General features: G+C 38.9%; 19 protein-coding genes. 3 read left to right on the top strand and 16 right to left on the bottom strand.

Annotated elements, in window-relative coordinates; all coding sequences use genetic code 11:
- Positions 1–31: 31 nt before the first annotated feature.
- The 3 genes from CYG50_RS20340 to CYG50_RS20330 all read left to right on the top strand — a co-directional run bounded on the left by CYG50_RS20340 (position 32) and on the right by CYG50_RS20330 (position 4,156).
- Positions 32–1,594, top strand: coding sequence for a permease family protein (locus CYG50_RS20340; RefSeq protein ID WP_102138771.1), 1,563 nt, complete (start codon positions 32–34; stop codon positions 1,592–1,594).
- An 81-nt stretch (positions 1,595–1,675) separates the two neighbouring features.
- Positions 1,676–2,626 (top strand): carbamate kinase family protein, encoded by a 951-nt coding sequence (locus tag CYG50_RS20335; protein WP_102138770.1) that lies wholly within the window; start codon positions 1,676–1,678, stop codon positions 2,624–2,626.
- Between the two features lie 141 nt (positions 2,627–2,767).
- Complete coding sequence (locus tag CYG50_RS20330; RefSeq protein ID WP_102138769.1) at positions 2,768–4,156, top strand: amidohydrolase family protein; 1,389 nt, start codon at positions 2,768–2,770, stop codon at positions 4,154–4,156.
- 68 nt (positions 4,157–4,224) lie between these two features.
- Here the strand turns inward: CYG50_RS20330 and CYG50_RS23580 are convergent, their stop codons facing one another.
- The 16 genes from CYG50_RS23580 to CYG50_RS20250 form a co-directional block, all read right to left on the bottom strand.
- Complete coding sequence (locus CYG50_RS23580) at positions 4,225–4,479, bottom strand: acyl carrier protein (RefSeq protein ID WP_102138916.1); 255 nt, start codon at positions 4,477–4,479, stop codon at positions 4,225–4,227.
- Between the two features lie 8 nt (positions 4,480–4,487).
- Entirely contained in the window at positions 4,488–6,044 is a 1,557-nt protein-coding gene (locus CYG50_RS20320) for a hypothetical protein (RefSeq protein ID WP_102138768.1), read from the bottom strand.
- A 77-nt stretch (positions 6,045–6,121) separates the two neighbouring features.
- Positions 6,122–7,117 (bottom strand): IpaD/SipD/SspD family type III secretion system needle tip protein, encoded by a 996-nt coding sequence (locus CYG50_RS20315; protein WP_102138915.1) that lies wholly within the window; start codon positions 7,115–7,117, stop codon positions 6,122–6,124.
- A gap of 56 nt (positions 7,118–7,173) precedes the next feature.
- Entirely contained in the window at positions 7,174–8,502 is a 1,329-nt protein-coding gene (locus CYG50_RS20310) for an IpaC/SipC family type III secretion system effector (protein ID WP_102138767.1), read from the bottom strand.
- 20 nt (positions 8,503–8,522) lie between these two features.
- On the bottom strand, positions 8,523–10,436 hold the full coding sequence (gene sctE, locus CYG50_RS20305; protein WP_102138766.1) for a type III secretion system translocon subunit SseC family protein: 1,914 nt from the start codon (positions 10,434–10,436) through the stop codon (positions 8,523–8,525).
- Positions 10,437–10,471: 35 nt separating this feature from the next.
- A complete protein-coding gene (sicA, locus tag CYG50_RS20300; RefSeq protein ID WP_102138765.1) occupies positions 10,472–10,966 on the bottom strand; it encodes a type III secretion system translocator chaperone SicA in 495 nt (164 codons plus the stop codon).
- Between the two features lie 111 nt (positions 10,967–11,077).
- Positions 11,078–12,184, bottom strand: a complete 1,107-nt coding sequence (locus CYG50_RS20295) for an EscU/YscU/HrcU family type III secretion system export apparatus switch protein (protein ID WP_102138764.1) — start codon at positions 12,182–12,184, stop codon at positions 11,078–11,080.
- Between the two features lie 17 nt (positions 12,185–12,201).
- Positions 12,202–12,996, bottom strand: a complete 795-nt coding sequence (gene sctT / locus CYG50_RS20290; RefSeq protein ID WP_102138763.1) for a type III secretion system export apparatus subunit SctT — start codon at positions 12,994–12,996, stop codon at positions 12,202–12,204.
- On the bottom strand, positions 12,993–13,265 hold the full coding sequence (sctS, locus tag CYG50_RS20285) for a type III secretion system export apparatus subunit SctS (protein ID WP_004262998.1): 273 nt from the start codon (positions 13,263–13,265) through the stop codon (positions 12,993–12,995). The genes sctT and sctS overlap by 4 nt, the downstream gene beginning before the upstream one ends.
- Before the next feature lie 13 nt (positions 13,266–13,278).
- Entirely contained in the window at positions 13,279–13,935 is a 657-nt protein-coding gene (locus CYG50_RS20280) for an EscR/YscR/HrcR family type III secretion system export apparatus protein (protein WP_181490130.1), read from the bottom strand.
- 10 nt (positions 13,936–13,945) lie between these two features.
- Complete coding sequence (locus tag CYG50_RS20275) at positions 13,946–14,878, bottom strand: FliM/FliN family flagellar motor switch protein (RefSeq protein WP_102138761.1); 933 nt, start codon at positions 14,876–14,878, stop codon at positions 13,946–13,948.
- A 2-nt stretch (positions 14,879–14,880) separates the two neighbouring features.
- Positions 14,881–16,233: a SpaN/EivJ family type III secretion system needle length determinant gene (locus tag CYG50_RS20270; protein WP_102138760.1), complete on the bottom strand. Its 1,353-nt coding sequence runs from the start codon at positions 16,231–16,233 to the stop codon at positions 14,881–14,883.
- Entirely contained in the window at positions 16,205–16,660 is a 456-nt protein-coding gene (locus tag CYG50_RS20265; protein ID WP_102138759.1) for a SpaM family type III secretion system protein, read from the bottom strand. The genes CYG50_RS20270 and CYG50_RS20265 overlap by 29 nt, the downstream gene beginning before the upstream one ends.
- Entirely contained in the window at positions 16,660–17,952 is a 1,293-nt protein-coding gene (gene sctN / locus CYG50_RS20260) for a type III secretion system ATPase SctN (protein WP_102138758.1), read from the bottom strand. The genes CYG50_RS20265 and sctN overlap by 1 nt, the downstream gene beginning before the upstream one ends.
- A gap of 6 nt (positions 17,953–17,958) precedes the next feature.
- A complete protein-coding gene (locus CYG50_RS20255; protein WP_102138757.1) occupies positions 17,959–18,363 on the bottom strand; it encodes an InvB/SpaK family type III secretion system chaperone in 405 nt (134 codons plus the stop codon).
- Between the two features lie 97 nt (positions 18,364–18,460).
- Positions 18,461–20,527 (bottom strand): EscV/YscV/HrcV family type III secretion system export apparatus protein, encoded by a 2,067-nt coding sequence (locus CYG50_RS20250; protein WP_102138756.1) that lies wholly within the window; start codon positions 20,525–20,527, stop codon positions 18,461–18,463.
- Positions 20,528–20,547: the final 20 nt, after the last annotated feature.

Below are 20,547 nucleotides of genomic sequence, written 5' to 3'. Positions count from 1 at the left end.
GATGGGTAATGACGGGTATGGGAGAATACTTATGAGTATACTAAATATTAAATGGAAACGTGGGGATTTGGCCGCCTACTTCGGCTTAATGACCAATAACCTAACTAACCTACTCACCATGATGGGTCTCTTGATTTTCGTTGTCGGCATCCCATCAGAAATTGTTTACGGCCGTATCGCTCCTGCCTTTGGTTTCGCTGTTTTACTTGCCAGCGTAAGCTACGCTTACTTTGGCCAGCAAATGATAAAGCAAACTGGGCGCGATGACGTAACAGCTCTTCCATCAGGCCCGAGTGCCCCTTCTATCTTTACGGTGACGTTCTTAGTCATCATGCCTGTCTACCAAACAACACAGAATGCCGAATTTGCGATCCAAATCGCACTAGTTTGGTGTTTTGTCGAGTCAATGATCCTCGTCGGTGGTTCTTTCTTAGGTGAAACCATCCGTAAGATGATCCCACGCACCGTACTGTTATCCTGTTTGTCCGGTTTAGGATTACTGTTACTGGCGATGAACCCGATGCTGCAAGCGTTTGAAGCACCAACGGTTTCATTCATTGTGCTGTTATTAATTTTCATTAACTGGTTTGGTAAAAAACCGATTTTTGCTCGCATCCCAACAGGCTTATTACTGCTAATTGCTGGTACCGTACTGGCATGGGCTTCCGGCTTGCAAAGTGCAGAAGCAATCAAAGATTCAATGGCATCATTTGGCTTCAACCCACCAGGTATCCATATTGATAGCTTCTTCCAAGGCCTTCCTCACGCTCTGCCTTACTTAGCGTCTGCGGTGCCACTTGGCTTAGCAAACTATATCTTCGACCTTGAAAATATTGAAAGTGCACATGCTGCTGGTGATGAATATAATACTCGTAAAGTCATGTTAGCTAACGGCTTATCATCTACTGTCGGTTGTTTTCTGGGTAACCCATTCCCAGTAACCGTTTATGTGGGTCACGCGGGTTGGAAAGCGATGGGCGCAAGCGTGGGTTATACCTTAGCATCTGGTATCACCATGTTTATCGTCCCATTATTCGGTATCGGTGCCTTTATGTTAGCTATCATTCCAATGACCGCTATCGTGCCAATACTGGTGTTTATCGGGGTTGTCACCGCCAACCAAGTGGTACGAGAAACGCCAAAAATTGAAGTCCCCGTTATCTTTATCTGTCTGTTCCCATGGATTGCTAACTGGGCATTGACGATGGTTAATAGTGTTATGGGCGCGGCAGGTACCTCTGCAAGTGCAATTGGTGTTGAAACCTTGCTACACAAAGGGGTTTATTACCAAGGTCTGGTCCATTTAGGTAACGGTGCACCTTTAGCCAGTATGTTGTGGGGCTGTATTGCTATCTTTGCTATCCTCAACCAGCCACTGCGTGGAGCTATTGCTGCTGCAGCGGGAGCAATATTAGTCTTCTTCGGAATTATTCACTCCCCAGCGGTCGGAATTGCCACCGGTTCGACCTTGATGTTTGTTTACGCATACCTCATGATGGCGGCTTTGTTTGTACTCAAGCACTTTTTAGATAGCCGAAAATCTGTGGAAGAGCAACAAGCTGAAAAATCTGAGAAACTCAGTAAGTCAGTGTAATCCAGCACACTTTACAGGGTCGATGTACTCAACTCAGTACACCGACCCTCAGTTAACTCTCTGTATCAGGATACATTAACAATGAAAGAACTCGTGGTTGTTGCCATCGGGGGCAACAGTATTATCAAAGATAACAACAGCCAGTCTATCGAAGCTCAAGAAAAAGCCGTTCAAGAAGTCGCACACCATATTAGTGACATGCTGGAAGGCGATTACAACATTGTTTTGACCCATGGAAATGGACCCCAAGTTGGATTAGATTTGCGCCGTGCTGAGATTGCACACGAAACCGAAGGTTTGCCGTTAACACCGCTGGCTAACTGCGTAGCGGATACGCAAGGTGGAATTGGCTATTTAGTTCAACAAGCTTTGACTAACGTCTTAGCAAAACGCCATAACCGACAAGCGATTACGGTAGTGACACAAGTTGAAGTCGATAAAAACGACCCAAACTTTAGCGCGCCTACCAAGCCGATTGGGGCATTTTTCACTGAGCAACAAGCCCAACAATTGCAGCAAGAGAACCCAAACTGGCATTTTGTTGAAGACTCTGGCCGCGGTTACCGCCGTGTGGTGGCCTCCCCCGAACCAAAACGAGTCATTGAATCACAAGCTATCCGCACCTTAACAGAACACAATTATGTGGTGGTTGCTGCAGGTGGTGGTGGTATTCCAGTCATTGACAACGGCAATGGTGGCTACAAAAGTGTTGACGCGGTGATTGATAAAGACCTCTCAACAACTTTACTGGCGAAAGAGCTCAATGCCGATATTTTAATTATCACCACAGGTGTCGAAAAAGTGTGTATTCACTTCGGCAAACCTGAACAAAAAGCACTCGGTGAAACCAGCACCCGCGACATGCAGCGTTATATGGAAGAAGGCCATTTCCCTGCGGGTAGCATGTTACCGAAGATTGAAGCCAGCCTATCGTTTATTGCCAATGGTGGTAAACGCGTGATCATCACCACCCCTGAAAAGCTACCAGAAGCCTTACGCGGTGAAACGGGAACCCATATTATTCAAGGGTAAGTTTCTATAATCTGGATCATGCGAATTTTTTGTTAATCGCAAATTGCAGTATCCCTCAGATCGTTTAATGACGATCTGAGTGGGTAAGTGTCGCTTAAAAACAGGAAATTCGACAGTAAATGGATATCACTAGGAGTTTCTATGAAAGCAGAAAAATCATCAGGCAGAAGAGAGTTCCTTTCCACCAGCGCTAAAGTCGCAGCCGCTTGCACTTTATTCGGCGCGGTATCGGGCTTTGCCTCCGCTCAAGGCCAAACTAGCCAAAAAGCAGGCCTATCTAGTATTACGGATAAACATTATTACCTCGATGACGTATTACTCGAAACTGGCTTTAATTATCAGGACTCAACGGTCGTCGGCACCCAAACCGCATTACATACGGTAGAAATCCGGGACGGTAAAATTGCAGCTGTTTTACCGAATAAACAGCATGCAGATGGCACATTAAATGCCTATAGTGCGCAAGGTAAACTGATGCTACCGGCCTTTCGTGACATGCATATCCACCTTGATAAAACCTTCTATGGCGGGCCATGGCAAGCACCACAGTCACGTGAAGGCAAAACCATCATGGATATGATCGCGTTAGAGCAAAAATTGTTACCTGAATTACAACCCTTCACGGAAGAAAGAGCAAATGCGCTGATCGCACTGATCCAATCCCAAGGATCAACGATTGCGCGTAGCCATTGTAATATAGAGCCCGTTTCCGGTTTAAAAAATTTAGAAGCCTTACAAAAAGTGCTTGGTGAACACCAACAAGACCTCACTTGCGAAATTGTCGCCTTTCCACAACATGGCTTATTACACTCCAAGTCAGAAGGTTTAATGCGTGAAGCCATGCAAGCAGGCGCTCATTACGTTGGCGGTTTAGACCCAACCAATGTAGATAGCGCGATGGAAAAGTCCCTCGATTCGATGTTCCAAATTGCGTTGGACTACAACAAAGGCGTGGATATTCATCTGCATGAAACGAGCCCAGCAGGCGTTGCCGCTATCAATTATATGATTAAAACAGTGGATGAAAACCGCAGCTTGCGCGGTAAAGTAACCATCAGCCATGCCTTTGCACTGGCAACACTCACCCCTGAACAAGCGGAAAAAACGGCAAAACAGTTAGCTGAGCAACAAATCACCATTGCCTCTACCGTCCCGATTGGTACACTGCATATGCCACTGAAAACCCTAAATAAAAATGGGGTATTTGTGATGACCGGAACGGACAGTGTGATTGACCATTGGTCGCCCTTTGGCCTAGGCGATATGCTAGAAAAAGCCAATTTGTACGCGCAGCTGTATACTCGCCCTGATGAGCTATCGCTATCCCGCTCACTTGCCATCGCAACAGGCAATATTCTGCCGTTAGATGAAAAAGGCCAACAAGTGTGGCCAGCTAAAGGGGATGATGCCAGCTTTGTGCTACTTGATGCATCTTGTTCCGCCGAGGCCGTCGCACGGATCTCACCAAGGTTCGCGACTTTCCATAAAGGCCATTTAGCCCACGGAATGATGCCAAAGTCTGCAGCATAATGATAAAAGAATAGCGCCTATAGGGGCTATTCTTTTATGCTTCGGTTAAATACCGTGGCCTTCTGTTTTTATTTGACACTCAATAGGTACTCGACAATGTCTCGTAAATTATGCCATTTCATCCAAACTGCATCGTGAATTGGCTGCTCTGTATACTGCTCGATAGCCGCTATCAACTCTAACATTTCCAGCGAATCAATATGGACATCACGGATCAACTCAGAATCTATCGTAAGGGCCTTTTCGATGCCCGAATAAGTCCGTATGAATTGAATTTGCTCTGAAAGCCATTGCCAGTGAATGTCTGTTTGTTCATTTTTCAATTGGTTTCTCACTCTGGTGTGGTGTAAGCGTCTTTCTTGCTTTGGTCACGCGTTAACGCACCTCTTTCAGTTAACGTCACTGGCTTACCCGTATTTGGAATATGTGAGTAAGTATCCACGACTGTTTTAACTGCTTCACGGTCGCCTTGGTAGATTGCCTTATCTGATGAATTACGGGTGAGTGCGCCATTTGCCGATAATGTCACCGCTTTTTGATCTTTTTGCTCTTTGAGTACCCAGCGGTTATTTTTGTCCTTTTGATAAGTATTAGGTGAAAACGTAGTTTCCTGCCTTGAAGGTGCTGAATAGTTCAGCTGCTCCTGAGCAATAGTATTTGATTTCCTCACTAATAAAGGCCGGGATTCCAAAAGGGCTTCTTGTCTTATTGGGTCTACATTAGGCTTTGTTTCTTTGGCTGCATCTTTTATCCCCGATAAAACATTAAACACTGTTGCTGGTTTTTTATTCATTCCATCCAGTGCCATATCATCTATCATTTGTTGACTAGCGACTTGACCATTTTCTTGATTGTTGCCTTCACCCTGCTGCTCTTTAGGATCTATATGTTTATCATTTGTATTTGTATTTGTAGTCCCCTGCGTCACATTATAGATATTGTTAAAGTTAACCGTTATAGGTTTAGTTGGCGAAGAGGGCGCTTCTTTGTTGTCATCAGGAATGCTTTCGTTACCACCATCCACGCTATCCTCTGGTTTGGTCTTTTTATCTGGATTTGGAGCTGCCGTATTTTCAGTCTTATCATCCGTTTTTATAGAAACAATTAACTCGCTCATAGTTTCAAGATACTGTTCCACCCCTAAAAATATATTATCTAGCTGTAAGTGTTTATCAACTGATCCATCAGACTTATGTTTTTTCAGCTGATTTCTCGATTCCATAATTAATTCATTTTTTGTGTTATAAAGAAAATTAACAAATAATTTATCGATCGGGAATTCTTCGATGGCTTTTTCAGTTAACAAAGATGTTAATTTTTCTTTAGCTTTAGGCTTAACATATTTATCAAAAAAACGTTGAGACAAATCATAAATATTTCTTTCACTCCAGATATTATTAAAAGGCATTGTTTCAAACACTTCTTTCAATGATTTAACCATCTGCTTAGTGTCTTTACCACTACTATTATTAACTTGCTTAATTAACTTTGCCATACAGTCTAATATATTTGACTTTTTAATTTCCTCATCAGTTAACAATGTCAAAACAACAAATATATTTTTAGAAATATATTGCAACTCTTTTTCTTCTAGACTGCCATCACCTCCTAAATTTTGGGTTTTGGTTATCATTTCCAAACTAATATCAGGGTATTTCTCGCTTAATAGCGATTTAACTATATTCGCCTGTAACTCCTGGTTATTAGGATGTAATTCTTTATTATCACCTGGAATATCATATGTTTTATTAATACCTTTTTCTTTGATAGGAAAAAGAGCTTCCTGGCCTGAATTATTAATTGCATTTATATTATTTGAAAATGAGTTTTTATTGCCAAATATAGGTGGTAATTGATTCTGACTTGGAATCGTTTTATCTATTTTCATTGCCACTCCTTATTTAAAAACATAGAGCGAAATTAAATTTATAATTTCACTCCATAAGTTAAATTTAAATTCTGACATTACATATTGACGTAGCCATTATTATATTGCTGTAAATCTTTATAGAGTTGAATAAGTAGCTGAGTTAAGGTTTCAAAATGGCTATTATCTTGTCGAAAGGTTTCTAATAAACGTGATACTGAGCTATTAATCGCATTTTTTTGACTATCAATGGCTGTTTGTAAGCTTTGGTATTCTTGTGACAAAATATCACTACCATCTTTATCCCAAGTTGCCGAAGAGTGGTTCAATGCATAAAAAATTTCTTTTACTGGCTTTAAATCTGGAAATACGCATAACTTTCCATCCATTCGCTCAATAATAAACCCTTGCCCTGATAATTTTTTTTCCCAAAAAGCATACTCTTGCTCAGTACCTTTTATCTCCATTAGCGGCTCAGCATTATCAAAATCAGGCTTCCATTTTCCAAAATATTCGCCAACACTTTTTCGGGCAGGTTTCTTTTTTTCTGCTGTAATACCATCAACTTCCCTGATTACACTCGTACCCGAATATTTCGCAACCATTTCATCCATAGCCCTTAAAGTGTCTTCTAATTTGATATGTATTTTACCATCTTCACCCGCCTCTATATAACGAGATAGCTTACTTACCATGGTATTCATATCTTGCATATATTGGGTTGATGCTTTTACTAATTCACCGTATTTTTTTTGGTAATTCGTATGAATATTATCAATCATTCCAGATAACCCATTTATATGCGAGCGGCCATCATTGAGAGTTTCCACTCTTCTTGTCGCTCTTAATGCCTTAGCCTCCGCATAAGTATCATTCACATATTTATTTTCGAGTTCCAGAGTATTCGCTCTAAGCTGAATCTCTTTAGGAGAATGATTTTTCTGTTGCTGCTGATAAGTCTCTTCTGGCACCGAATATTGAATTTGATTTAATTTATCAAGGATTTGTAGATAGAGCTGATGTGATTTATCAGACGCAGTTTTCTCCTCATGAATGGGAATTGGTTCTTGCTTTGTCGGAACCAATTCCGCCATCGGCTGATATTCAAAGAAACTATCTAGACTGCTACTATTACAGCAACCCATAGCTTTTAGCCTCTTACCATACTTTGCATTGTTCTTAGGCTACCTTCACGAATTTCACGTAAATGCTCTTGCATTTGTTTCGCAATATCCTGGCTCTTATCAATTTGTTTATCTTTATCGGAGTAAACTGAACGTGCAGTGTCTGCCACGGATTGTTCAATCATTTTATCCGCTTCTGCCGATTTCACATTAACTTGATTTGACGCTGTCGCTAATTGACCCGCGTTATCTGACATTCGAGAGGCTAGCTCTGCCACGCCCATTTGCACGCGAGATTTGTTCATGACTTGCTCGTGCTTTTCATGCTGTGACAGCCCCAAATCTTTCGTACGTTTGCTTGCTTCTTCAATTCTTTGGCTTGCAAGATTCTTTTGACTTTGTGTCGCTTGATTACTCAGCGTCACTGTTGAGCCATCTTTCCCCACTAAACTCAAGGTATTCGGTTTCGTTACATCGCTTCCCACGTTGCCATTTAACCCAGATAACTTACTTGCACCACTGATGTTTTGGTTTCCTGGTATTAAGTTATTTTTAATCGATTGGTGTTGTTGGCGCAGCCCTCTTGCTTGGAAAGCGCTGCCCGCAGCAGTAATCGCGAGAGAAGTAAAGAAGCCCATCATCGCGCCTTTAAATGTTTCTTTCCCTTCACGAATTGTTGAGTCTGCAGAAGCTTGTACCATTTTGGCATTTAATTGCAGAAATTCCGCACTAATACGCCGGTCTGAAATATTGATTTCTGCCATCACTTTGCGGATAATTTTCGACAGCTCCACCAGTAAATCATTACTAATAATTCCAACAAACGAGTTATTCTTAATACTATCAATAGGTTCTTGACCTTTATTACCACTATCAACCCGCCCTGAAGGTGAATCTTTGAAGAAACTACTGGCAATCAAAACTTGAACGGCTTGGGACATTTGTTTTAAATCAGCTTCATCTGGTAACTGAGCATCTCCAATAAGCTGTTCAATATGACTTTTCTCTTCTGTTAACACTTTGCCAATTGCCTGCTGAATATTTTCTGGCGTCAGTGTTCGGAAGGTATGAAGATCATCCAATATGGCTAACTTATCGGAGTTCGTTAACGCAGAAATATCCGCTAGCATCTGGTCATCATGTATTGAAAATTGAGTTACTTTTAATAATGGCTTGTCCATCTGCATCTCAGGCCCTGATGCCACGGTGTGCACATCATTTAATTGCACTCCCTGCAGTAAAGGAGTGGCTACTGCTTTTGTATTACTGTTAGTTACTGGGGAAACGTCACCAAAATTAACAGGATTACGACGTAAAACGGGATTACTTAGTTCTGATTGAATATTAAGACTCATTTGATAAATTCCTATATTAATTATGCAAAGCGGGCGGTTTTCAGTGTATTGGCTTTCACTTGACCTGAATGATTTAATGACGTCAGCATTCCACTGAACATTTCCTCAGATATCTCATAATGTTGAGACATGGATTTCAATAAGCTTTTTAATAATTCATCCAGCGCTTGAATGGTTTCATTGTTAAGCATCATCCCTGCAAGCATTTCTTTCATATCTCTAATTTGGCCCGCCGCATGCAAATTTAGCCCTCCGGTTGTCGCCGCATTCGCAACCGTTAATGCCGCTCCGGTTCCCTTCATTCCTACTTCGAGGCGAGCCGCTGCAACACTTTGAGTTTTAACCGTGTTTACGGTTTTATCTGAGTTTTTAGTGATACCCGTGACATTGTCAGTTTGGTCTGCGACTTTATCTGCCGCTTTCGCAATATCTTTCATGTCATCGGCTTTTTTAGCGACCTTAGTGGTGGTTTTTACGGCTTGCTGTAAGTCATCAATGCTATCTGCCAACTTGCTAAACTTAGTAAGTACTACCATGTCATCTGCCGATTTCCCTACCTTTCCGGCTCCATTTGCGATATTACCTAAGGCACTCATCAAACTATTTGGCATCGACTTAATGATGCTTTTCAATAATGTCCCTGCATTTTTAGCCAGCATTTTTACTACCTTGCCAGCAACATTACCGATGTTTTTCACAAAAGATGACATAGAAGCTAATGAGAGGGCTAGGAATGCGATTGCGGCCAAAATCATTCCAACAATACTCCCAATTTGTTTCGCTTTTTCCTCAGGAACACCAAAAGCCATCAACATGTCGGTAACAGCACTAGAAATTTCCGTTGCTAGCATCTGCATAAGGCTACTTTGCCCCGTTTCTTCTAAAACAATATCAGCCACTGAAATAGCAATACCGATAGCAGCAACTGCAAGCGTTAATGGTGCAGCGGCACCAAACGTCGCAACGGTGGCGATAACAGACACGGCAAGCATCACATAGCTAAAAATTTTACTGGCACAAGAGGCCGCTTTGTTTGCTTCATCAGCTTTACGCTGGGCTTCTTCCGCTTCTTTGGCCTTTTTATCTGAGTCTTTTCGGGTAGCTTCATTGATGGTTGCCATCACTTCTTCTTGCTCTTTCATATTACGAATCGAATCTTCATTCATCGATTTTTTCAGCTGAGCTGTTAGCATCGTGAGCAATGCCAGAGTGTTTTCCCATTTTTCACCATCAACCTCAACGCGGCGTGGTGCTGTTTCTACAAATTGATTGAGTTTCTTGGCATCTTCATTCGCGTCTTTCGCATAATTACCAGCTAACTCAAGCAAGTTATCAATTTTAGTCCCTAAACTGGTAATCTTTGTATTTTCCGCCTTAATTTGCAGGCTAATCTCTTCTTGGTTGCCGCCTTGCTGAGACTGAAGACTCGCTAAACGCTCTTTACTTTCAACACGTTCTTGTTTTAACGCATTAACTTCATTATTAAGTTCGCTGGCTTTATTCGTATTATTTGAAAAAGAATTTAATAAATCATTCCCTTTTTCTCGAAGTGAATTTGATTCTATATTCAACAATTGGAGACGATTAGCTAACTCACTAATATTTCCTTCATGTAATAATTGGCGTAATGTTGAAAGGCTCTCAACGAGTATTGAAGACGCGTTAAATCCCTTTTCCTTTAGTGATAATTTTTCCTCTTTTGCCGCGGCGGCCTTGAACATAACGGATAAATTGTTTTTGGGTGCCGGTAACTGTGGTGCGTTCTCAATGCGGCTACGCTTCATCTGCTCTATTGACGTTAACTCCTCACACGCCATTTCCAAAACCAATACCGACTTGAGGCAATCATCCCCTAATCCAATAGGATTACTGCCTTGTAGAAATGTATGAATATTATTTATTCGTTCATTACTTGAATTGGTAATTTGAACCATATAATTTCCTCTACTTCATATTAGGTTTTTATTTTCTAAACTTGTTTTTCTAGTTTCTTTTCCAATGCGGTTAAATAAGCTTGAGATTTATTTTGTAAATCAACATCGGTACTACTTTTTACAACGCTCTCAAAACAATGAATTGCCGCACTACTTTTTTTCATCATTAAATTACATTGCCCTGCATGAAAAAGTGGGCGGTAATCATTTTTCGCCAATACAAATGCGAGAGCATATAATTCAGTTGCTTTGTCATATCGCTTCGTTAATTGATAGACAGCCGCCAGCCCCATCACATAGTCTGTATTATAGAAATCATAAATACTTAAAAATCTAAAAAAAGTTTCTGCTTCTTTTAATTTACCTTGCTGATAGAATTCGTATGCATAGGAATAAATGCCATCCATTGTGCTCTGTGGGATCCCGTGAATATCTTTATAAGTCGCCCCATCCATTAATGCAGACGTGATATTATCAAGTAACCCTTCCATGTCAGCGCTTTGAAAACACTCTGTTTCCGTATTATTCATATATTTACCTTATTGTTGATATGCAATACATAACGCACACTTTATGCTTGCATCATAATTAACCCATTTAGTTCTTTCTTTAAAAAAACGATTTAAGTAATAAATAAATTATTAATTAAGAGTGCTATTGTTTTGTGAATCCATCTCATTTTCAGCCATTTGTTCCAACGCTTTATCAATATCGATGCCCATTTTTACTAATTCTATACGCATCAACCATGATATTATTTGCATAACATCCTCTAAACCTTTTTCATCGATAAAGCTGTCATTCTTATATGACCGCCATATTTGCCTTGCTAGGACTATATCTCTAATAACTGGAACACCTTGTTGCTTTGCGTATTTAATAATTGCTTTTGCTTGCAGGCCTTTACTTTTAGAAAATAAAAAAGGTAATGGTGCAATACTGGAGTCATAATAGATAAGTAATGCAATATGCGTTGGATTTGCCATTACAAATGTTGAATTACGGACATTTAATTTAACCTCTTCCGACAGTAATTCTTGATGCATTCCTCGACGCGCACTTTTTATATGAGGATCTCCCTCATTATCTTTATATTCTTTTTTTACTTCTTGCTTCTCCATTTTTAAATTCTTAATATACAAAAAGAACTCAGCTATTGCGTCAACTAATATAATTATTAGGGCAACCGCAAGAAAAACCACAATAAATGTTACACACAGGTCAACCCATTGACTAATAACCCCATTTATCATAGTTCGGTAGAGCATAAAAATATCTTTCCGCCAAACAATAAAAAAGACAAGTGTTGACACAATAAAGACAATCAAATACAGAATAGCCTTAATTAATTCTTTCAATGAGTTTAATGAAAATATTTTTTTAAAACCTGAAATTGGGTTTAATTTGGTAAAATCAATTTTTATTGCTTCGCTAGCCAATCTAAATCGACTTTGCAATAAAGAAATTATCGTACCAGATAAAAAACAAACAAATAGAACGGGTAAAACAATACTTAAAAATATTGTGAAAAATTGCCAAAGTAATGCATCAATTTTTATTTCCGTTGGAGATAAAAATATTTTACGCATTAACCCACCCAGTTCATATAAACTAGAGATGCCATCAATAACGAATGCACTTACTACTAATACAATTGCCGCAACACTATCTTTGCTCTTAAAACTTTGCCCTTTTTTAGCTGAATCTCTAATTTTTTTATCGGTAGGCTTTTCTGTTTTTTCAGCCATATTTATACTCGTAGCAATTAAGAGGAAATAAATACATCTCGTAGCGGTGAAATTGAAATCATGTTCACTAATATGTCAGGGACTTCATTATGAAAATAAAGTAAAAACACACAAAATGCGATGATTGATTTTATTGCCAAAGATAACGAAAACGCATTTAATTGAGGGCAAAAACGCGAATATAACCCTAGAGCAACCTCTGTAATAAATAATGTCACTAATATTGGTGCAGTCAAAACAACGCCATTAACTACCATCTTATTTAACCACTCCCCTAAAGGGAGGCTATTAAATGAAGTAAATCCATGAGCAAAGGGTAATAACTGATAGCTTTGTGCGAATATATTAGCGAGTTGATACATTCCTCCCTGAGCTAAAAATACCATACAAGTGATATGACTCAATAAGACCGCCAGCTCTGATGCTTCTGAACCACTTGCCGGATCAACAATACTACTAATAGTTTCACCCCGCTGTGTATCGATTAACTCGCCAATCACATTGGCTATCATAAAAGGCAAAGCTAATATCAACGCTAATACGAGTCCAATCGAAATTTCATAAATAAATACATCAACGAAGTTAATTTCATCCCATTGTATTTCATAAGAAGAAAAAAAGGGCCATAAACCTAACGCAATATAAGCCACTACGCAGTTTTTAATAATTCCACCATTGAGTAGTTTATTACTTAAGAAAGGCAATAAAAACATCACCGGTGCAATTCTTAACCAAGCTAACGCTATTTTTATCAACCCCTCTTGAAAGACAAAATAGAGTGAGGACATCAGCGATAGTATTTCTTGGTTCATCCGAATAGCCCAATAGCGGGGATCGCTGCACTTAAGGTTTCTAATGCAAAATTCATTACCTTATCGGATAACCAACCTGAGATCATAAATAGCGAACCAAAAACAGCTAATAATTTTATACCAAAAGGTAAGGTTTGCTCTTGAAGTTGCGTGACGGTTTGCAGCAACCCTACCAATAACCCCACCGCAGTCGCCACTATTACGGGTATTGCAGATAATATAACGATTAATAACATCGTTTTATTACTTAAATAAACAATTTGATCCATAATATTATTCGCTTTAGTGCTGCGCTAATTCAATGTACTGCATCACTAACCCTTTAGAAATTAGTGACCAACCATCAATTGCAACAAATAAAATTAATTTAACTGGAATAGAAATTGTCACTGGACTCATCATCATCATACCAAGTGCCAATAGAATACTGGAAATAACTAAATCAACCACCACAAAAGGTAAATAAATATAAAAACCAATTTCAAAGGCTGATTTAATCTCACTTAATGCATAAGCAGGTAATAAAGAAAACAGTGTAGCTTCGCCTTCATCAGCAGTCACATCCTCTTCACTTCGACCTTGTTGTATTGATTCAAAAAATGTTACTAACTGCGGATCTGAATATTTTTTCAAATAAGCTTTGTATCCCCCCAATCCATTATCAACAAAATTATCGATTGACTCGGCATTACTAAAATCAACATGCTCTTGTCGCATATGATTATTCACATCCTGTAATACTGGCATCATGACGAAAATAGAAAGCAGCAATGCAATGCCATTTAAAACCATGGTAGAAGGAACTTGTTGGACCCCCATTGCATTACGAACCATAATTAATACAATAGATATTTTTAAATAACAGGTTCCCGCAGCAATAATAAATGGTAGTAATGTAGAGAATGCGATAATCGCTAATAATGGAATTCCATCTGGTATTGTTGGCATATTAAACTCTTTTATCTCCCAAGCTTACAATATGCGTGATTTCTAAACCTAACTCATCACTATTGCCAATATAAATAAGCTCGCCTTCCGCAATCAGTTGTTTATTAGCATAGACTTTAACTTCACGCTCTTTATTCTCACCAATAGAATAAATATAACCAGGCTCCATTTTTGAAAGCTCATCGACAGTAATATCACTATGGCCTAAAACAAAGGTTAATTTGATATTCATTTCTTTTACATTAAAGGGGCGCACAATTTCTTGCACTTCATCTTCTTCAGAAAATACTAACTCTTCTTCATCTTCTGGTGCCATCAATTCTTCAATCATAAATAGTCCTTCTTCTTGCTTTTGAAATTGTGCTAGTACCTGCCCTGTAACAGACATATTTAACTGTAATTGTTGGATACTCAACACATCACGTAATTCTATGGTTTGTAAAAGTTTGGCGCTGATATAGCTATATCCTAATATCCAATCAGCTTGCAGTTTTAAATGACCAAATATCTGATTGGTTCGCTGCTTTTTTTCGAGCCCGTCAATTGGCTCTGCTAATAATACTTCTCCAAGATTCGCTTCTTTCGCAATTAACCAAGGCTGATAGTTGATGCGTATATCATCAACTATCTCGACAGATTCACAACGGAAATACTGGGAGAAAAATGTCATTCCAATATATTCAGAAGCAAACAGTTCACATAACTGATTTGTTGATAATGAATTCCATGCATAATGAACCAATTTAGGCCAACGATATTGACACCAACTTTCAACAGCAACTAATGCATTTATTTTTTGTGTTTCACTTACTAGCGATAGTTGGAAATAACGAATACTGCGGTTAGCTTGTTTTATTTGTACATTAACTGGGTAACATTGCTGCCAAATTTTAAGTTGTTTTTCTTGAGAGCTGATCCGTCGAATCTTCAACATAATTAATCTTCTTCTTGCGGTTGGTCATGCTGCTGTCGGTTTCGATGCTGCTGGCGCTCATCTTCACGTTGAATATGCACACTAGTTTCATGGTTCAATAAATGCTTATTTTCATTCAATGCCAATTGAACTTCTTGACTCGCTGTCGAGGCAACGAACTCCCCTTTAGATGCTAATTCAAATGTCACTGATGGGCTACTTTGCCACTGGTTAAAGGTGTAAGTGAGACTACGAGATACCGCTTTCAGCTGTTTGCTTTCGCCTAAAAGTGGATTATTTTCTATCAGCTCTGGTATTCGGTGCACCTCTTGCTTCGGCTGTGTAGCTTGTACTGGCTCAGACGAGGACATCGCCCCATTAAAAACCGTTGTCATAAAATTGGTAGGCGACTCCATCTCTTCTACAGATGTAGTTTGTGGAGAAACCATCGTATCTTGCGTTGTGTCAGAGAAGTTATTTGTCGCGTTTTCAGGTAATGAAACCCGTTTTTTATCATATGAAGAAGAGGTTTCCGATGATGCAACTGGCTGTATAACTAGCTTATTTTCTGTAAAAGGCTGTTCGTCAATATGAGGATGGCTAGCAGGTTCAATTGCATGTTTAATATGCTCTTGCCCGGTTTTAATCTGCGGTTTTAACTCTTTTGATGTTGGCTCTAAAGCACTCTTAGATGCTAACTCCGCCAACGAATTTTCCATATTGAGCTGGATCTCATCACTTAATTGAAATTTACTTTTTCCGTATTGACCTGAATGGTCGTTAGCCTTCCCCTTTTCTCGCTGCTGAATGTCCTGTAATGGAAAGGCAACCATCATAGTGTTAAATAACGGAGTCTCATCTTCATCGACAATATTTTGTTCAACTGGAATAGTCGACGTCGCCGACAGGTTATTATCAATGTCTGATTTATTTAATATATCGATAAGATCAACGGCAGGTGTGCTAGTAATGTGACTAATATTTTCACTATTATCCTCCGTAAATACATAGTGACTGATTAGTGACTCAACTCCTTTAGTGTTGAATTCTTTATTTTGACCTGCTGTCTGGATGCCTTCATCAATATATGTGCTCTCTTTATATGTAATAATCCCCTTAGCTAAATTACTTAATTGCGATGTTTGTTGCATAGAAGGAGGGGCTACAGTTAAGAACGGAGATGCATCCTTTTGCTGATTCTTCTTCTTCTTATGTTCGAAGAGCACCAACATATTTTTGTCGTTCGCTGCTTTTGCCATTCTTTTAGCTATATTGTTATGGCTAAATTCAGTGGTGCTATATGTTGATGATATGCCATTTTCTTCGGCCACCACACGATGTGTATTTTCATATGAGCTCGCTTTTGTTACTGACATGTACGAATAATTCCTCAATTTCATTTTGTTGCTGAAGCTCTGATTTTAACCTTCTTGCTATACGTTGTTGCTTGAGATAATTTCGGAATTTCTCGCACTTATTACGTAAAATAAAAACACGTTTAGCAATTTCAGACTGCAATATTTTATTTTTTGATATTTCGACTGATAGGGTTTCTATTTGAAATTCAAATTGGGCAATTTCCGCTAAAACCACCGCCTTCAATCGCTGCCTTTCCCAAAAAGCGGCTCGACTTAATTCTTCTGATTTTTCATAAGATGCGGCCTGTATCGCCAAAACTGAAATACGCTGGCGAATATCCATACATTGTTGTTGCTGTTGCTTTATTATTGAATTTAATTGCGATTGTTCTTGTAATGTCCGGTCAAAACGTCGCTCAGTTAAAACCAATAAATTAGAGATCATTAAGATGCCAATTCATTGAGAATACTTAACATGTTGTCGAAATTCATCGGCTCATCCATGGCTTGTTTTAAGAAGCCTTCAATTTGCTCTTTTTTATCTAAAGCTCGGTCATTTTCATGGCTTTCACCACGTTGATATTCCCCTAGCTCAAGATAAAGCTGAATTTGTTCAAGCCTTGAGATCATGTCACGCAAATCAATTGCACACCGGCGATGCTCTGGAGTCGTCACCTTTTGGAATACGCGGCTAATACTGTGTAAGATATCAATCGCAGGATAATGCCCACGTCCTGCCAATTTGTGGCTCAAATAAATATGACCATCCAGAATTGAGCGAATTTCATCACCTATCGGGTCAGCTTCTTCTTCGCTTTCTAATAACACCGTATAAAAAGCAGTAATCGAGCCATGCTTTAGTTGCCCTGGTCGCTCCAATAACATAGGAAGCTGTTCAAAAACAGACGCAGGATAACCACGCCTAGCGGGTAGTTCTCCGGTAGCCAAAGCCACGTCACGCAACGCTCGCGCATATCGAGTCATTGAATCGACGTATAACAATACATTACGGCCGCTATCACGAAAATATTCAGCAATCGTAGTCGCAAGCAACGCGGCATTACATCGCTCAATCGGTGGGCTGTCTGAAGTTGCATAAATTAAAATTGTCTGTCCTGCATGGGGTGACTCCTTTAACTCTTCAATAAATTCAATAACTTCCCTACCTCGCTCACCAATTAAAGCAACGACATGGATATCTGCATGAGCATGGTTGATGATCATGTTCATTAATGAGGTTTTACCGCTACCTGCGGCGGCAAAAATACCAATACGCTGGCCTAAGCCACATGTCAGTAGGCTATCAATCGCACGTACCCCTGTGACCATCGGCTCAGAAACAGGTCGTCTCTGTGTCACGCTCACAGGCGGACTATCAATGCGTAGTAATTTTGTATTCAGCAACATTGGCTCAGAAATGTCTTCACACAACGCACCAACCTGCTCTCCTGCCGCATTAAAAATTTTACCCGCTAAATGTTCACCCACTTCAAATACGAATGGGTAACCGCTCGGACGAATAACCACTTCTCGCGTTAAACCTTGTGCGCGACCGATTAAACTCAGTACTGTGAGCCCCTCTTTAAAACCAACAACCTGCGCTCTCGCAATAATATCGGGCTGCGTAAGAGAACGCTCAATAAAACAAATTTCACCGATAAAAACACCCTGTAAAGGCGCTTCAATTAGGCATCCATGAATGCGCGCAGGATGCGCGCAGAAATCGAATAACTTCATAATGGATTACGATAGCTGAGCACTAAGCTCATTTGCACGCTCAAAGAATTCTTCAAAACTATCTGCAAATAATTGTATATTATTTAAGGCTGATTCTTTTAAAACCGCAGAAAGAACATAAGCATCATTCACAATATTCAATGCAGGTTGGCCTGGATAAAAATTATTTGGTGGGTATTCTAATAATGATTTTAATAAGAAGGAGCTAGTTGCATCTAAATGGCTATAGTTACAGTTTCCTAAACTACACCAAATAATAATATCGTCTGTAGATAGGTCAATATTAATTTCAGCAAAACCATTCATTTCAAACTGAATGTTAGAATGACAATCTAACTGAGAGTTAACTAGGTCACTACGTCCCATAGTGTTTAAAAATTCATTAAGCATTTCTATAAATCTATATTTCATTGGGTGATCCTTATATTTTTAATATATTTTAATTATTCAATATTTTTAGTTATATTGAATTCAGTTGCTTTATTTGTTAATAACGTCAATTTTTTGATTATATGGTTTTAACCACATTGACCTTGACCATCTCAGAAACTTCATTAAAAGAAAGTACTTCTAACTCAGGAAAACGACCTTCTAAGATTTTTTTGACAAAACGACGAATGTCAACAGGCACTAAAATATTTACATCTCTGACTGATAGGTAACTGTTTTCTAAAGCGAGTTCCGCAGCTTGTATCAACTCATTGGTTTTTTCAGGCTCAAGATGTAAATACATGCCACCTGAAGCCTGCCTGATCCCTTGACGTATCGTGTCTTCTAGCTGTGAGTTAATCATGAGGACATTCAATCGCCCATCTACAGAAAAACGAGATGAAATATAACGCGCCATTGAACTTCTTACATGTTCGACTGACATCAAACTATCTTTTTCTTTTGGTACCCACTGCACTAAGGTTTCAATAATCAATTTCATATTACGAACTGATATTTTTTCCATTAATAAGCGTTGAAAAACTTCGGTGACTTTTTGTACCGTAGCATGGCGATAACACTCTTTTAGTAATTCAGGGTATTTTCTCTCAAGGTCATCAAGTAAATTTTTCGTTTCTTGAATACCAAAAAATTCATTAATAAATCTCAACAGCAAGGTACTGACACAATCAATAGCCTCTGTTACGTCATCACGAGCCATTAAACCGAGCTGTTCAATATTCGTGAGGTCTTTTTGTTCAAACCACGTGCTCACTGAGCCATATTCATCCGTAAACTTTGTCAATGTCATACCAAGATATTCAGGTTCATCATTGATAGTCAATAAACGATATCCATGAAAATAGATATCATATTCTCCTGCTTTGATTTCATTAATTAGTATCACTATTTTATTTTCAGGGATTATTGGTGAGTAATTAACAGCAATATCCGGTATCCTATATCCATAACGAATAAAAATATCTTTTTTCATTCTGGATAGAAATTTATTTTGCTCTAAATGTTGTTTATATTTTTGATTAACCGAAATAATAATTGGTAATGTTTCTGGAATATATTCATCTTCAATATCACTATTTTCTCTTTGAGTTTCACCTTCCGTCACATCTGGATTAATGATTTCAGCTTCACCCTTAACTATTTTTTGCTTATCTTTTTGCTTTTTAAAATATCTGAAAGCAAATAACCCAATAAGAAGCCCTGATAACAGTAAAAATATAATGGTTGGGAAACCCGGTAAAAACCCCATGGAAAGTACAATAAGTGCTGTAATTAAAATCGTAAAGTCATTCGCAAATAGCTCCGAAACAATATTTTCACCTAAGTTCTTATCATTACCCCCCACTCGAGTGACAATAAAACCCGCACTGATAGAAATAAGTAGTGCAGGTATTTGTGCGACTAAACCATCACCAATCGTTAACAACGAAAAAGTATTCAGAGCAGTTGAAACATCCATTCCCTGCTGAGCTGTACCAACAGATATCCCACCAATTAAATTAACAAAAATGATGATAATACCCGCGATCGCATCCCCTTTAATGAATTTCATCGCACCATCGAAAGAACCAAATAGCTGGCTCTCTTTTTCGAGATCGCCTCGCTTCTCTTTAACTCCCGCCTCATCAATCATACCCGCCCGTAGGTCGGCATCAATACTCATTTGCTTTCCAGGCATTGCATCAAGGGAAAAGCGTGCAGCGACTTCAGCAATACGTTCAGACCCTTTAGTAATAACAATGAACTGTACAATGGTGACAATCGCAAATACCACCATACCAACGACTAAATTATCTTGAATAACAAATTCACCAAACGTTGCGATAATATCCCCAGCATCGGCTTCTAATAAAATTAAGCGGCTAGTACTAATTGATAAAGCAAGTCGAAATAGCGTACTAATAAGTAAAATAGATGGAAACGACTGAAAATTTAGGATCCGAGTGATATAAAAAGAACTCATAAAAATCAGTACTGAGATCATAATATTTAAGCCGATCAATAAATCGACCAATATTGTGGGTAATGGAATAATCAACATCGCAATAACCATAACCATGATGATTAATACCATTAGCTCTGGACGATTACGGACTTGTAATAAAAATCCGGTTATATTTTTCATGGAGTAATTTTCCTGTCGCA

Source organism: Providencia huaxiensis, assembly GCF_002843235.3.
In the GTDB taxonomy this organism is placed as follows: domain Bacteria; phylum Pseudomonadota; class Gammaproteobacteria; order Enterobacterales; family Enterobacteriaceae; genus Providencia; species Providencia huaxiensis.
Note: the sequence above shows the minus strand (reverse complement) of the source record. Positions and strands in the feature narration are given on the sequence as shown.

Excerpts from the sequence above, each read along its gene's own strand:
- CYG50_RS20340 (WP_102138771.1), top strand. The coding sequence starts at position 32 with ATGAGTATACTAAATATTAAATGGAAACGTGGGGATTTGGCCGCCTAC.
- CYG50_RS20335 (WP_102138770.1), top strand. The coding sequence starts at position 1,676 with ATGAAAGAACTCGTGGTTGTTGCCATCGGGGGCAACAGTATTATCAAA.
- CYG50_RS20330 (WP_102138769.1), top strand. The coding sequence starts at position 2,768 with ATGAAAGCAGAAAAATCATCAGGCAGAAGAGAGTTCCTTTCCACCAGC.
- CYG50_RS20320 (WP_102138768.1), bottom strand. The coding sequence starts at position 6,044 with ATGAAAATAGATAAAACGATTCCAAGTCAGAATCAATTACCACCTATA.
- CYG50_RS20315 (WP_102138915.1), bottom strand. The coding sequence starts at position 7,117 with ATGGCGGAATTGGTTCCGACAAAGCAAGAACCAATTCCCATTCATGAG.
- CYG50_RS20310 (WP_102138767.1), bottom strand. The coding sequence starts at position 8,502 with ATGAGTCTTAATATTCAATCAGAACTAAGTAATCCCGTTTTACGTCGT.
- sctE (WP_102138766.1), bottom strand. The coding sequence starts at position 10,436 with ATGGTTCAAATTACCAATTCAAGTAATGAACGAATAAATAATATTCAT.
- sicA (WP_102138765.1), bottom strand. The coding sequence starts at position 10,966 with ATGAATAATACGGAAACAGAGTGTTTTCAAAGCGCTGACATGGAAGGG.
- CYG50_RS20295 (WP_102138764.1), bottom strand. The coding sequence starts at position 12,184 with ATGGCTGAAAAAACAGAAAAGCCTACCGATAAAAAAATTAGAGATTCA.
- sctT (WP_102138763.1), bottom strand. The coding sequence starts at position 12,996 with ATGAACCAAGAAATACTATCGCTGATGTCCTCACTCTATTTTGTCTTT.
- sctS (WP_004262998.1), bottom strand. The coding sequence starts at position 13,265 with ATGGATCAAATTGTTTATTTAAGTAATAAAACGATGTTATTAATCGTT.
- CYG50_RS20275 (WP_102138761.1), bottom strand. The coding sequence starts at position 14,878 with ATGTTGAAGATTCGACGGATCAGCTCTCAAGAAAAACAACTTAAAATT.
- CYG50_RS20270 (WP_102138760.1), bottom strand. The coding sequence starts at position 16,233 with ATGTCAGTAACAAAAGCGAGCTCATATGAAAATACACATCGTGTGGTG.
- CYG50_RS20265 (WP_102138759.1), bottom strand. The coding sequence starts at position 16,660 with ATGATCTCTAATTTATTGGTTTTAACTGAGCGACGTTTTGACCGGACA.
- sctN (WP_102138758.1), bottom strand. The coding sequence starts at position 17,952 with ATGAAGTTATTCGATTTCTGCGCGCATCCTGCGCGCATTCATGGATGC.
- CYG50_RS20255 (WP_102138757.1), bottom strand. The coding sequence starts at position 18,363 with ATGAAATATAGATTTATAGAAATGCTTAATGAATTTTTAAACACTATG.
- CYG50_RS20250 (WP_102138756.1), bottom strand. The coding sequence starts at position 20,527 with ATGAAAAATATAACCGGATTTTTATTACAAGTCCGTAATCGTCCAGAG.